Consider the following 13,777-nt stretch of genomic DNA (forward strand, 5'->3'; position numbering starts at 1 on the left):
AGCACCGCCACGGGAAAGGACGGTGGGATAAATGGCAAAACGCCGCGACGGCAGGAGCCGGTCGCGGCGCGGGGTGTTCAGCGATTGAAACGGGTTTTACTGGATCTGCCCGTGGCAATGCTTGTATTTCTTGCCCGAACCGCAGAAGCACAGTTCGTTGCGGCCCAGCTTCTGCTCATTGCGAACTGGGGCAGCGGCGGTGGCCAGCGCCACATCGACCTCTTCACCCAACGCTTCGGGCTGATCCAGCCCAGGGGCTTCGGCGTGTTCGAACTGCATGCGCGCCGCCAGTGCTTCGGCTTCCTGACGCAGGCGCTGCTCTTCGGCTTCCGGATCTTCGCGGCGGACCTGAACGTGCGAGAGCACGCGGATCGAGTCGCGCTTGATCGAATCGAGCAGCTCGGAGAACAGGGTGAAAGACTCGCGCTTGTATTCCTGCTTCGGGTTCTTCTGCGCATAACCACGCAAGTGAATGCCGTGACGCAGGTGATCCATGGTCGACAGATGGTCTTTCCACAGGTCGTCGAGTACGCGCAGGACGATCTGCTTCTCGAACGAGCGCAGCGCCTCGGCACCGGCCTGGTCTTCTTTCTCGTTGTACGCCGCCATCAGCTCGGTCATGAGCTTCTCGCGCAGGGTTTCTTCGTACAGGTGATCGTCTTCGTCTAGCCATTGCTGGATCGGCAGCTTCACGCCGAAATCGCTTTCGATGGACGCTTCCAGACCGGCCACGTCCCACTGCTCTGGCAGCGATTGCGGCGGAATGTGCGCGCTGACGGTGGCGTTGAGCACGTCCTGACGGAAGTCGGCGATGGTTTCACCGATGTTGTCAGCGGCCAGCAACGTGTTACGCATGTGATAGATCACTTTACGCTGTTCGTTGTTGACGTCGTCGAACTCGAGCAATTGCTTGCGGATGTCGAAGTTGCGGCCTTCAACCTTGCGCTGCGCCTTCTCGATCGCGTTGGTCACCATGCGGTGCTCGATCGCTTCGCCCGGCTGCATGCCCAGGGCTTTCATGAAGTTCTTCACCCGGTCAGAGGCGAAGATGCGCATCAGGCTGTCTTCCAGCGACAGGTAGAAGCGGCTCGAACCGGCATCGCCCTGACGGCCGGCACGGCCACGCAGCTGGTTGTCGATACGGCGCGATTCGTGACGCTCGGAAGCAATTACCTGCAAGCCGCCGGATTCCAGCACTTGCTGGTGACGCTTCTGCCAGTCGGCCTTGATCTGGGCGATCTGCTCAGGGGTCGGGTTTTCCAGCGAAGCGACTTCCACTTCCCAGTTGCCGCCCAACAGGATGTCGGTACCACGACCGGCCATGTTGGTGGCGATGGTCAGCGCACCCGGACGACCGGCCTGAGCGATGATTTCGGCTTCTTTCTCGTGGAACTTGGCGTTGAGAACCTTGTGTTCGATGCCTTCTTTGACGAGCAATGCAGACATGTGCTCGGAAGTCTCGATGGTCGCGGTACCCACGAGCACCGGACGACCGGCGGCCATGCTTTCCTTGATGTCCGCCACGATTGCCGCGTATTTCTCTTCGGCGGTGAGGAACACCAGGTCGTTGTAGTCTTTACGCGCCAACGGTTTGTTCGGCGGGATGACCATGACTTCCAGACCATAGATCTGGTGGAATTCGAACGCTTCGGTGTCGGCGGTACCGGTCATGCCGGACAGCTTGGTGTACAGACGGAAGTAGTTCTGGAAAGTCGTAGAGGCCAGGGTCTGGCTCTCGGCCTGAATGTTCAGGCCTTCCTTCGCTTCGATCGCCTGGTGCAGGCCTTCGGACAGACGACGACCCGGCATGGTCCGGCCGGTGTGCTCGTCGACCAGTACGACCTGGCCGTCCTGCACGATGTATTCGATATTGCGGTTGAACAGTTTGTGCGCACGCAGACCGGCATAGACGTGGGTCAGCAGACCGAGGTTGTGCGCCGAGTACAGGCTCTCGCCTTCGGCCAGCAGGCCGACGCGGGTGAGCATGTCTTCGATGAACTGGTGACCGGCTTCGTTGAGCTCGACCTGACGGGTCTTTTCGTCAACGGTGTAGTGTCCGGCCTTGGTGACCTGGCCTTCGACTTCCTCGACGTGCAGTTCCAGCTGCGGGATCAGTTTGTTGATCTCCATGTACAGCTTGGAGCTGTCCTCGGCCTGACCGGAAATGATCAGCGGGGTACGCGCTTCGTCGATGAGGATGGAGTCGACTTCGTCGATCACGGCAAAGTTGAGTTCGCGCTGGAATTTTTCATCCATGCTGAACGCCATGTTGTCGCGCAGGTAGTCGAAACCGAATTCGTTGTTGGTGCCGTAGGTGATGTCGGCGGCGTAGGCGGCACGCTTCTCTTCCGGCGGCTGGAACGGCGTCACGACGCCGACGGTCAGGCCGAGGAATTCATACAGCGGGCGCATCCAGTTGGCGTCACGGCGGGCCAGGTAGTCGTTCACGGTCACAACGTGCACGCCCTTGCCGGACAATGCGTTGAGGTAAACACCCAAAGTGGCCACGAGGGTCTTGCCCTCACCGGTGCGCATTTCGGCGATCTTGCCTTCGTGCAAGGTCATGCCGCCGACGAGTTGCACGTCAAAGTGGCGCATGCCCATCACGCGCTTGCCGGCCTCGCGGGCTACGGCAAAGGCTTCCGGCAACAGCTTGTCGAGGGTTTCCCCTTTGGCGATACGGGCCTTGAACTCGGCGGTCTTGGCACGCAATTGATCGTCCGAAAGGGCCACCATTTGCTCTTCGAAGGCATTGACGAGCTGCACCGTCTTGAGCATGCGTTTGACTTCACGCTCGTTCTTGCTTCCAAAAAGTTTCTTTAACAAAGGCGCAAACATATCGGCAGGATCTTCCACACTAAAGGGATGGAGGGCGGCCCCGTGAGTCGCCCGTGCAGCCCTCATGGCCGCATGCGAACGAGCATTCTACCCGGAAACGGTGGTGAGGAAAGTGGCGATGTTCCACGATGCTGGCACTGCGCTTTGACGGGGCTCACTTAAAATAGGGGCGTTTTGCTCAACTTCAACCCGTCGGGGAAAGAAGTCAGGCGTTGATTTAATGAGCAAAGCAGGGACAAAAGCAATGGGCCAGTGGTTCCACAGCTTTCTGCTAACATGGCGCCTCTGTTACTTCAGGTGTTCGATCATGGCGTTTCGCCCTCTTACGGCCAGAGCACCCGCCGTCCTGTTACGCGAAGCCAGGCCGCTCAAAGCCATCCTCGGCCATGCCCAGCGCCTCGAGCATTTGCAGCGCCTTCTCGAAAGCCAGCTGCAACCGGCCGCCCGCGAGCATTGCCGGGTGGCCAAGTGGCGCGAAGGCGAACTGTCGCTGGTGGTCACTGACGGTCACTGGGCCACGCGCCTGCGCTACCAGCAAAAACGCCTGCAACGGCAGCTGCAATTGTTCGAAGAGTTCGCCAGCCTGACGCGGATCAAATTCAGTGTGCGCCCGCCGATCGTCCAGCATCGGGCGACTGGGCACACGATGGATTTGTCGAGCAGCGCGGCGGAGACGATTCAGTCGACGGCCGACGGGATCAGCGATCCGGGATTGCGCGCGGCGCTGGAGCGGTTGGCGGCGCATGCCAAGGGTAAAGCCTGAAGCAAAATCAAAAGATCGCAGCCTTCGGCAGCTCCTACAGAATGAATGCATTTCAACTGTAGGAGCTGCCGAAGGCTGCGATCTTTGCTTTTAGCGGCGCTTGCTGCCGCCGAGCAGCGACCCCATCAACCCGCGCACCAACTGCTTGCCGAGGTTATTGGCCGCCTGGCGCATCGCCGATTTCAGCGCCTGCCCTGCCGCCGTGCCGAGGAATTCGCCCGCGCGATCAGCGAGGCTTGGCTCTTCAGCCTGTTTACCTGCCGGTGTTTCGGCCTCAGGCGCCAGCCCTTTGCGGCCCATCAGGATTTCATAGGCCGACTCACGATCGATCGGCTTGTCATAGCGACCCCTGAACGGCGAGCCGGCGATCAGCATGGTGCGTTCGGTTTCGGTCAACGGCCCGATCCGCGATTGCGGCGGCGCCACCAGCACGCGCTGGACCATTTCCGGCGTGCCCTTGTCGGTCAACGTCCCGACCAGCGCCTCGCCAATCCCCAGTTCGGTCAGCACCGACAGGCTGTCGAACGCCGGATTCGGCCGGAAACCGTCCGCCACGGCGCGCAGAGATTTCTGCTCTTTTGCGGTGAACGCACGCAGACCATGCTGAATGCGCAAGCCCAACTGCGCCAGCACATCGTCCGGCAGATCCGCCGGCGATTGGGTGACAAAGTAAACCCCCACACCTTTGGATCGGATCAAACGCACCACTTGCTCCAGACGCTCCTGCAAAGCCTTGGGCGTGTCGCCGAAGAGCAAATGCGCCTCGTCGAAAAACAGCGCCAGCAGCGGCTTTTCGGCGTCGCCGCGTTCGGGCAGTTGCTCGAACAACTCGGCCAGCAGCCACAGCAGGAACGTTGCGTAAACCTTCGGCGCCTCGTGCACCAGCCGGCTGGCGTCGAGCAGATGAATGCGGCCACGGCCATCCGCCCCCGGTTGCAGAATGTCCTCGAGTTGCAGCGCTGGCTCGCCGAACAGCGCTTCGGCGCCCTGCTGTTCCAGCGTCGCTAAGCGGCGTAACAGTGCCTGGCTGGAACCGGTGGTCATCAGCGCCGCGTCTTCGCCGAGCAACTGCGGGTTGTCCTTGAGGTGATTGAGCAGCGCTTTCAGATCCTTGAGATCCAGCAGCAACAGCCCTTCGCGATCCGCCACTTTGAAGGCCGCGTAAAGCGCCGACTGCTGACTGTCGGTCAGCTCGAGCAGGCTGCCGATCAGCAACGGGCCCATTTCGCTCAGGGTGGTGCGCAGCGGATGACCGGATTCACCGTGGATGTCCCACAGCGTGACGGGATAAGCCTGGGGCGTGTGACCGAGCCACGGCATGCCGGCAATGCGCTCGGCCACTTTGCCCTGCGGGTTGCCAGCGGCGCCGAGGCCGCACAGGTCGCCCTTGATGTCGGCGGCGAACACCGCCACGCCAGCATCGCTGAACGCTTCGGCCAGACGCTGCAACGTCACGGTTTTACCGGTGCCGGTGGCGCCGGCGATCAGTCCGTGGCGGTTGGCCAGGCGCATGGCCTGAGCAATGGGTTGCGCGGCCGGATCAGCGCCGATAACGAGTTGCAAGGAGTCAGGCATTTTCTCACCCAATGGTTAATCTTTGATGACACATGGCCGATACATAAATTGGACAGACCCGTCAGAAATTCGGGTCGGACATTTCCCTAAGGAGAGCCGGAAATTTCAGTTTTTCAACCTTGCCCATAGTGCGCGCCCCTATCAAAGCACGCCCAGGACATTAAGACCTTAGCGGAACCCCAAGCCATGAACAAAAACCTGCGCTTCAGCCATAAGATTTTGCTTGCCGCCGCCCTCATCGTCATTGCCGCTTTCGCCTCGTTCACGTTGTACAACGATTGGCTGCAGCGCAATGCGATCCGCGATGATCTCAATAACTACCTCAATGAAATGGGCGAGGTCACTGCCGGCAATATCCAGACCTGGCTCAGCGGGCGCATCTTGCTGATCGAGAACGCCGCGCAGAACATCGCCATCAACCCGGAACCTGCCACGGTCGCCAGCCTGCTGGAGCAGAAAAGCCTGACCTCGACGTTCATGGCCACCTACCTGGGTGATGCCACCGGGCATTTCACCATCCGCCCGGACGTGAAGATGCCGGACGGTTTCGATCCGCGCGTACGCCCTTGGTATAAAGGTGCCGAAAGCAGCAGCACGTCGACCCTGACCGAACCCTACATCGATGCCGCCACCGGCCAGTTGATCATCTCCATCGCCACCGCGTCGAAAAAGGCCGGGCAGAGCGTCGGCGTGGTCGGCGGCGATCTCAGCCTGCAATCGCTGGTCGATACCCTCGCCGCGCGGGATTTCGACGGGATGGGCTATGTGTTCCTGGTCAGCGCCGACGGCAAGATCCTCGTCCACCCGGACAAGGCTCTGGTGATGAAATCGCTCAAGGAAGCCTACCCGCAGGACACGCCGCGCATCAGCAGCGACTTCAGTGAAGTGACGGTGGATGGCAAAACCCGCATTGTCACTTTCGCTCCGATCAAAGGCCTGCCGTCGGTGAACTGGTACATCGGTCTTTCAATCGACAAGGACCAGGCCTACGCGATGCTCAGCGAATTCCGCACCTCGGCGGTGATCGCGACCATTATTGCCGTGGCGATCATCATTGCCCTGCTCGGCATGCTCATCCGTCTGCTGATCCAGCCGCTGCACGTGATGACCCGCGCCATGGAAGACATCGCCGACGGTGAAGGTGACCTGACCAAACGTCTGAACATCGTCAATAACGATGAATTCGGCATCCTCGGCACCGCGTTCAACCGTTTCGTCGAGCGTATTCACGGCTCGATCCGCGAAGTGTCCTCGGCCACCGGCCAGGTCAATGAGGTCGCCCTGCGCGTCGTTGCTGCGTCGAACTCGTCGATGTACAACTCCGACCAGCAAGCTTCGCGCACCAGCAGCGTCGCTGCCGCGATCAATCAGCTCGGCGCCGCCGCGCAGGAAATTGCCCGCAATGCCGCGCAAGCTTCGAATCAGGCCAGTGACGCCCGGGGTCTGGCCGAGGATGGCCAGCAAGTGGTCGAGCGCAGCATCAAGGCGATGAATCAATTATCGAGCATGCTCAGCGCGTCGAGCACCAACATCGAGTCGCTGAACAGCAAGACCGTCAACATCGGTCAGATTCTCGAAGTGATCACCAGCATTTCCCAGCAGACCAACCTGCTCGCGCTCAACGCTGCCATCGAGGCGGCACGTGCGGGTGAGGCAGGTCGCGGCTTTGCGGTGGTGGCCGACGAAGTGCGCAACCTCGCGCACCGCACTCAGGAATCGGCGCAACAGGTGCAGACCATGATCGAGGAGCTGCAGGTCGGCGCCCGGGAATCGGTGAGCACCATGAGCGACAGTCAGCGCCACAGCCAGGACAGCGTGGAGATCGCCAATCTCGCCGGCGAACGCCTGAACAGCGTGACCTTGCGCATTGGTGAGATCGACGGGATGAACCAGTCGGTGGCGACCGCGACTGAAGAGCAGACTGCGGTGGTCGAGTCGATCAACGTCGACATTACCGAGATCAATACACTGAACCAGGAAGGCGTGGAAAACCTGCAGGCGACCTTGCGCGCGTGCTCGGATCTGGAGCAGCAGGCTTCGCGTCTCAAGCAACTGGTGGGCAGCTTCCGCATTTAAGATCAAAAGCCTAACCCCCTCACCCCAGCCCTCCCGAAACGTCGGACCGCCCCCAAGGGGGCGAGGGGGAAAGGGAGCAGACCTTCAAGCTTTTCAATGCCTGTGTTCGACTGGATATCGCAGGACATCGCAACAATCCCAAACACCCCGATCAATTCCCTCTCCCTCCGGGAGAGGGCTAGGGTGAGGGGCGCGCAATCCCGACCGAACATCTATTCTGGATAACGGTCAACCAAGGGAGAACAACACAGCGGAGGGTTGCTCACCGTGCATATCGCCGACATCACCATGTTCTACGCCCCGGCCAGCGGAGGCGTGCGTACTTACCTGGATGCCAAACACCGTCGCCTCGGCGACCGCAACGCCATTCGTCACAGCCTGCTGATCCCCGGCGCACGACTGGGTGAACATGACGGCATTTATACGGTTCCAGCGCCCGCCCTGCCCTTCGGCAAAGGCTATCGCTTCCCGCTGCGCCTGGCGCCGTGGCGCAATGTCTTGCAGGATTTGCAGCCGGACCTGATCGAAGTCGGCGATCCCTACCTCACCGCGTGGGCGGCGCTGGATGCCCGGCGGCAGCTGGATGTGCCGGTGATCGGCTTTTATCACTCGGATCTGCCGCTGCTGGCGGGCAATCGCATGGGCCATTGGGTCACGCCGAATGTCGAGGCCTACGTCACCCGTCTCTATGGCAATTTCGACCGGGTGCTTGCGCCGAGCCAGGTCATGGCCGACAAGCTCACCGGGCTTGGCGTGCGCAATGTTCATGTGCAGCCGCTCGGCGTGGATCTGCACACCTTCCATCCTGACGCCCGCGACCCCGGCCTGCGTGCCGAACTGGGCATTGCCGAAGACACCCGCCTGCTGATCTTCGCCGGGCGCGGGTCCAAGGAGAAAAACCTGCCGGTGCTGCTCAAGTGCATGCAACGCCTAGGCCCGCGCTATCACCTGCTGCTGGTCGGCTCGTCGATGCCCGCTGCGGTGCCGGACAACGTCAGCGTCATCGACGAGTTCTGCCCGGCGCCAAAAGTCGCGCGGCTGATGGCCAGCGCCGATGCGCTGCTGCATGCCGGTGATCAGGAAACCTTCGGGCTGGTCATCCTTGAAGCCATGGCTTGCGGCATTCCCGTGGTGGCCGTCGCCGCCGGAGCGTTTGAAGAAATCGTCAACGATTCCTGCGGCCTGCTCTGCGCGCCGAACAATCCGCAAGCCATGGCCAATGCTGTGCGCGAACTGTTCAGTCGTGGCTGTGATCAGCTCGGCCGCCAGGCACGCCAACATGTCGAGCGGCACTACGCTTGGGATACCGTGGTCGACAGCCTGCTCAGCCACTACCACGCGGTGCTTGGCCATACGCTGCCACGGGTGGCCAATGGCTGAGCAAATGAAAACGGTTTGTCTGGTGTTGCATGATGTGGCGCCCTCGACCTGGGCGGATTACCAGCCCTTTGTCGAGGCCGTCGATGCGTTGGGCAATGTACCGATGACGTGGCTGGTGGTCCCGGATTTCCATCGCCACGATGCCCTCGATGCCAACCCGGCGTTTCGGCAAGTGCTCGATGCCAGGGTTGCCCGAGGCGATGAACTGGCGCTGCACGGTTATTACCACGACGATCAGGAGCCCGTGCCGAACACCCCGCGCGACTGGTTCATGCGTCGGGTCTACACCCATGAAGGCGAGTTCTATCGGCTGTCCCGCGAAGCAGCCCTTGACCGCCTGCACGCAGGTCTGGAGATGTTTCAGCGCTACGACTGGCCGGTGCACGGTTTCGTCGCCCCGGCGTGGCTGATGAGCGACGGCACCCGTCAGGCCTTGCGCGAATTACCGCTCAGCTACACCAGCGATCCGCAACATCTTTATCGCTTGCCCGATTTCACCGCCATTGATGCACCCGGATTGGTCTGGAGCGCACGCAGCGCCTGGCGGCGCACCGTGTCGAAAATCGTCAGCGACCAGCGTGAACAGCGCTGGCGCGACGCACCAGTGATTCGCCTGGGCCTGCATCCGGTCGACATGCGCCATCGTTTCTCTCGAGAGTATTGGTTACGCACACTGGAACGCCTGCTGGCGGACGGACGCGTGCCGCTGACCAAGATCGACTGGCTCGCCCGACAGCACGGTCAACTGGAACGCGCAGCATGAAGCGCAGCCTGTTGTTGCTGATCGGCCTGCTCGCAGCGGTGCTGATACCGGTGCTGCTTGGCGGCGGCGAAACCTGGGCACGCCTGCGCAGTTTTCCGCTGAACTGGCTGTTGATCATGTTCGGCATGATCCTGCTGTGCTGGGGCATCAATACCCTGCGCCTGCGGTTGTTGCTCGGCGATCAGCGCGAAAAGGTCGCGCCGTTGAAAAGTCTTGGCGTGGTGATGGCGGCCGAGTTCGCCTACTGCGCTACGCCCGGCGGCAGCGGCGGGCCGCTGACCATCATGGCCTTGCTGGCCCGGTGCGGCGTGCGTCCGGCGCGGGGCAGCGCGGTGTTTGCCATGGACCAGCTCAGCGATCTGTTGTTCTTTCTCTGCGCGCTGAGCGGAATTCTGATTTACGCGCTGTTCCAGCACCTGAGCGATCGCCTCGAATGGCTGCTGACGGTCAGCGCCGTGTCGCTGTTCGGCGGCTTGTGCAGTTGCGTATTGATTGCGCGCTATCACCGGGCGTTGATTCGCCTGAGCGGCCGGCTGTTGGCGGGGATGAACGTCACGGCGCGCACTCGCCGCCGCTGGGCGCGCAAGTTGCTGCACTTTCTCGCGGCGTTTACCGATACCTTGAAACTTCCTTGGCAGACGCTGGTTCAAGTGTTTGCCCTGACCTGCGTGCACTGGCTGCTGCGCTACAGCGTCTTGTATCTGGCGCTACGCGGGCTCGGTGCCGACTTGCAGTGGGCATGGAGTTTTCTGGTGCAGATGCTCTCGCTGGGCGCCGGCCAGTTCAGTCTGTTACCCGGCGGCGCAGGGGCAGCGGAATTGACCTCGGCCGCGCTGCTCGCGCCGATGGTGGGCAAATCCACCGCAGCGGCGGCGATCCTGATCTGGCGCGTAGTGACGTATTACTTCTATCTACTGGTCGGCGGCCCGGTGTTCGTGTTGATGCTGGGCAAGCCGTTGCTGAAGAAGCTGATGAACGTCAGGCAGGCTTCTTAGGTTCGTCGTGCTCTTGCTGCAGCTGCTCCCACAACTCGGCGGCGCCGGGGAATTCGGTGCCGTCCTCGGGGCTCATGTCGTCGGGGTCGTAGCGACTGAGGCAACCTTCACCAAGGGTGGCAGGTGCTTTGGAGGTGGCTTTGTCCAGTGGATCGCTCATGGCTTTTCCTCGGGCTCAAATGACAAGGGCCTGAGCGATTCAACGCCCAGGCCCTTGGTTTTTCAAGCAGGTCGTGTGCTATCAGAACACGACCGTCTTGTTGCCGTGCACCAGCACACGGTCTTCGAGGTGATAACGCAGGCCGCGGGCCAGCACCATCTTCTCGACGTCACGGCCGAAACGCACCATGTCTTCGATGCTGTCGCTGTGGCTGACACGCACCACGTCCTGCTCGATGATCGGGCCGGCGTCCAGCTCTTCGGTCACGTAGTGGCAGGTCGCGCCGATCAGCTTGACGCCGCGCAGGGACGCCTGGTGGTACGGCTTGGCGCCGACAAACGAAGGCAGGAAGCTATGGTGAATGTTGATCACCTTGTGCGCATATTCGCGGCACATGTCCGGCGGCAGGATCTGCATGTAGCGCGCCAGCACCACCACTTCGGCGTCGTGCTGTTTGACCAGGCGCGACACTTCGTCGAACGCTGGCTGCTTGTCCTGCGGATTGACCGGTACGTGGTAGTAAGGAATGCCGTGCCACTCGACCATGCTGCGCAGGTCGTCGTGGTTGGAAATCACGCAGGAAATTTCGCAGTCCAGCTCATCGCTGTGCCAGCGGTGCAGCAGGTCGGCGAGGCAGTGGGATTCGCGGCTGGCCATCAGCACCACGCGTTTTTTCTGCTCGGTGTCGGTGATGCGCCAGTCCATCGAGAACTCTTCGGCGATCGGCGCGAACTTCTCGCGCAATTCTTCGATACCGAACGGCAGCGAATCGGCACGAATTTCGTGACGCATGAAGAACCAGCCCACTTGATTGTCAGAGTGGTGGCTCGCTTCGGTGATCCAGCCGTTATGAGAGGCCAGAAAATTACTGACTTTGGCAACGATGCCAACGCGGTCCGGGCAAGATATCACCAGCCGAAAAGTGCGCATGAGGGGGAAACTCCAGAACTTCACAAAGGCCGCCATTCTAGCGACTGTGCAGGAAAACTGCAGTACGCATGCGTGGCGGGCGAAACGAAGCCCGGCGAAACGGCTTTCTGACGCAGGTCTTCGTCAAGGCCGTGACGCTTTAGCGAGGCGTTTGTCAGACAACTGTAAATATCTGTGCTGACTGCATCACATTATTTAACGGAACATTCAATTGACGGCTAATTCCTGTAACTCATTTAAATAAAAAGCCCATCTAAATGTTTACTTGATGAAACAGCCTGACTATTATTGCGGCACTGTCCCCTGTCATTCAGCATTCTACAAAAGGTAGTACTCATGTCCTTGATCAACGAATATCGCGCCACCGAAGAAGCCATCAAAGAGCTGCAAGCCCGTCTGAAAAACCTGTCCGAAGACGACAAACTGCAAGCCGAACTGGAATTCGAAGGCAAATTGCGCACGCTGATGGGTGAATACTCCAAATCGCTGCGTGACATCATCGCGCTGCTGGACCCGGAAGCCAAATCCAAGGCTCCACGTGGCGGCGCAGTGAAAACTACCGGCACCAAGCGTGCACGCAAAGTTAAACAATACAAAAACCCGCACAACGGTGAAGTCATCGAAACCAAAGGTGGCAACCACAAGACTCTGAAAGAGTGGAAAGCCAAGTGGGGCGGCGACGTGGTTGAAGGCTGGGCTACCCTGCTGGGCTAAGCCGCGACACCTTCGCCGAGCGATCCGCGAACAAAAAAACGCCAGCTTGCGCTGGCGTTTTTTTATGCCGGTAAATTATTACCGGGCATGTTCGATTTCACAGATTCAAACGTTTGCGTAATGCATGGACATAGTTCTGCCAGTCATTGAGCACCTCTCGCTGCATTGGCGTCGCACTAAGCGACCATTGCTCGGCACTCTCGATAAATGACTGCACGGTATTCGGCGCGCCTGCCTCGGGTTGCGTCAGACGCTGCTGACAAAATAATCTCCAGCGTTCCTGCTCGGCAACATCCAGGGTCTGCGGAAAGTTGCGTGCTCGATATCGAAAAAGTAATTCGGGCAAACGTTCATCATCGAAAGGCCACGGCTCTTGCGCTAGTTGCGCAGGGTCCGCCATTCGAACTTGCTCACATAGGCGGCGGTCACGATCGCCGATAAATCCGTCGTACAACTGCTGCTCGGGATCTTCGCTGGGGGTGAAATCTTCGCTGGCATAAATCGCCGCGATTTTATCTTTCCAGACTTGTTGTGCGTCAGTTAGTCGCAGTGCCCGCTCCTGATAAAGCGCCATATCCAGCCCAAGGCGTTGCTGATCTTCTGCACGCAATACCGCCAGCGGCGCTACAACCGGACAACGATTGATGTGAATCAGCTTGAGCGGCACCGGCAACTCACCTTCGGCCAACTCATCGCGGCGGGTATAAAGACGCTGGCGCAGGGCGTGCGCGTCCAGGTCCAGCAGCCCCTGCGGATCGAGATGCAAGTCACAGACGATCAAGGCGTTACGGTTCTTCGGGTGCCAGGCCAGCGGCAGGACCACGCCGACATAACTGCGCACCGCCGAGAAACGTCCGGACACATGCACCATTGGCTGCAACAGGCGGATCTGATCCATGACTTTCGGTTTGCTGCGCAACTGGAACAGCCAGTCGTAGAGTCTGGGTTGTTTCTCGCGAATCAGCCGCGCCAGTGCGATGGTGGCGCGCACGTCCGACAGCGCCTCGTGGGCATGGCCGTGATCGATATTATTGGCCGCCGTGAGGCGTTCGAGCTTGAGGGTCACGCGGCCCTGGTCATCCGTCGGCCAGACCAGACCGTCAGGACGCAATGCGTAAGCGGCGCGCACCACGTCGATCAGATCCCAGCGACTGTTGCCGCCCTGCCATTCCCGGGCATAGGGGTCGAAGAAATTGCGATACAGGCTGTAGCGAGTCATCTCGTCGTCGAAACGCAAGGTGTTGTAGCCGGCGCCACAGGTACCCGGTGCGGCCAGTTGCGCATGCACACGGGTCATGAAATCGGCTTCGCTCAAACCCTTCTCGGCAAGCTGAGCGGGCGTGATTCCGGTGATTGCGCACGCCGCCGGATGCGGCAGGATGTCTTCGCTGGGCTGGCAATACAGATTCACCGGCTCGTCGATTTCGTTGAGCGCATGGTCGGTGCGAATCCCGGCCACCTGCAGCGGACGGTCGTTGCGCGGATTGATGCCAGTGGTTTCGTAGTCGTACCAGAAGATTGAAGTCACGGGCGAATCCTGAACAGAAGATCGGCGAAGTCTAGGCGCTCCAGGGTTACCACGG

At 60.4% G+C, this 13,777-nt stretch carries 11 protein-coding genes and 1 pseudogene; 7 read left to right on the top strand and 5 right to left on the bottom strand.

All coding sequences use genetic code 11. The annotated features are described in order from the left end of the window. Window positions 1-96: 96 nt before the first annotated feature. Complete coding sequence (gene secA / locus AEQ63_RS23385) at window positions 97-2,838, bottom strand: preprotein translocase subunit SecA (RefSeq protein WP_042607303.1); 2,742 nt, start codon at window positions 2,836-2,838, stop codon at window positions 97-99. 307 nt (window positions 2,839-3,145) lie between these two features. Here secA and AEQ63_RS23390 point away from each other — a divergent pair, with 307 nt between their 5' ends. Beyond that, complete coding sequence (locus AEQ63_RS23390; protein ID WP_042607304.1) at window positions 3,146-3,601, top strand: DUF721 domain-containing protein; 456 nt, start codon at window positions 3,146-3,148, stop codon at window positions 3,599-3,601. A gap of 90 nt (window positions 3,602-3,691) precedes the next feature. On the opposite strand, the gene AEQ63_RS23395 is transcribed toward AEQ63_RS23390, so the two are convergent. Further along, complete coding sequence (locus AEQ63_RS23395; protein ID WP_064365102.1) at window positions 3,692-5,176, bottom strand: helicase HerA-like domain-containing protein; 1,485 nt, start codon at window positions 5,174-5,176, stop codon at window positions 3,692-3,694. A gap of 186 nt (window positions 5,177-5,362) precedes the next feature. Here AEQ63_RS23395 and AEQ63_RS29405 point away from each other — a divergent pair. From AEQ63_RS29405 to AEQ63_RS23420, 5 genes and pseudogenes are all read left to right on the top strand, one after another. Beyond that, a pseudogene (locus AEQ63_RS29405) lies at window positions 5,363-6,394 on the top strand (HAMP domain-containing protein); the annotation flags it as partial. 93 nt (window positions 6,395-6,487) lie between these two features. Next, a complete protein-coding gene (locus AEQ63_RS29410) occupies window positions 6,488-7,252 on the top strand; it encodes a methyl-accepting chemotaxis protein (RefSeq protein ID WP_425375757.1) in 765 nt (254 codons plus the stop codon). 288 nt (window positions 7,253-7,540) lie between these two features. Continuing rightward, window positions 7,541-8,632, top strand: a complete 1,092-nt coding sequence (locus AEQ63_RS23410) for a glycosyltransferase family 4 protein (RefSeq protein WP_172667874.1) — start codon at window positions 7,541-7,543, stop codon at window positions 8,630-8,632. 4 nt (window positions 8,633-8,636) lie between these two features. Further along, window positions 8,637-9,395 carry a DUF2334 domain-containing protein gene (locus AEQ63_RS23415; protein ID WP_442965728.1) on the top strand — a complete coding sequence of 253 codons (759 nt, stop codon included), beginning with the start codon at window positions 8,637-8,639 and terminating at the stop codon, window positions 9,393-9,395. Beyond that, window positions 9,392-10,390, top strand: coding sequence for a lysylphosphatidylglycerol synthase transmembrane domain-containing protein (locus tag AEQ63_RS23420; RefSeq protein WP_042607308.1), 999 nt, complete (start codon window positions 9,392-9,394; stop codon window positions 10,388-10,390). The genes AEQ63_RS23415 and AEQ63_RS23420 overlap by 4 nt, the downstream gene beginning before the upstream one ends. On the opposite strand, the gene AEQ63_RS28825 is transcribed toward AEQ63_RS23420, so the two are convergent. Next, on the bottom strand, window positions 10,374-10,550 hold the full coding sequence (locus AEQ63_RS28825; protein WP_173867350.1) for a hypothetical protein: 177 nt from the start codon (window positions 10,548-10,550) through the stop codon (window positions 10,374-10,376). The genes AEQ63_RS23420 and AEQ63_RS28825 overlap by 17 nt on opposite strands. A gap of 81 nt (window positions 10,551-10,631) precedes the next feature. Further along, entirely contained in the window at window positions 10,632-11,480 is an 849-nt protein-coding gene (gene purU, locus AEQ63_RS23425) for a formyltetrahydrofolate deformylase (protein ID WP_016773477.1), read from the bottom strand. A 336-nt stretch (window positions 11,481-11,816) separates the two neighbouring features. Here purU and mvaT point away from each other — a divergent pair, with 336 nt between their 5' ends. After that, complete coding sequence (mvaT, locus tag AEQ63_RS23430) at window positions 11,817-12,194, top strand: histone-like nucleoid-structuring protein MvaT (protein WP_016773476.1); 378 nt, start codon at window positions 11,817-11,819, stop codon at window positions 12,192-12,194. A gap of 97 nt (window positions 12,195-12,291) precedes the next feature. Here mvaT and sbcB read toward each other — a convergent pair whose 3' ends face one another. Continuing rightward, on the bottom strand, window positions 12,292-13,722 hold the full coding sequence (gene sbcB / locus AEQ63_RS23435; protein ID WP_064365033.1) for an exodeoxyribonuclease I: 1,431 nt from the start codon (window positions 13,720-13,722) through the stop codon (window positions 12,292-12,294). Window positions 13,723-13,777: the final 55 nt, after the last annotated feature.

The sequence above is a fragment of the Pseudomonas sp. RIT-PI-o genome (assembly GCF_001297215.1).
In the GTDB taxonomy this organism is placed as follows: domain Bacteria; phylum Pseudomonadota; class Gammaproteobacteria; order Pseudomonadales; family Pseudomonadaceae; genus Aquipseudomonas; species Aquipseudomonas moraviensis_A.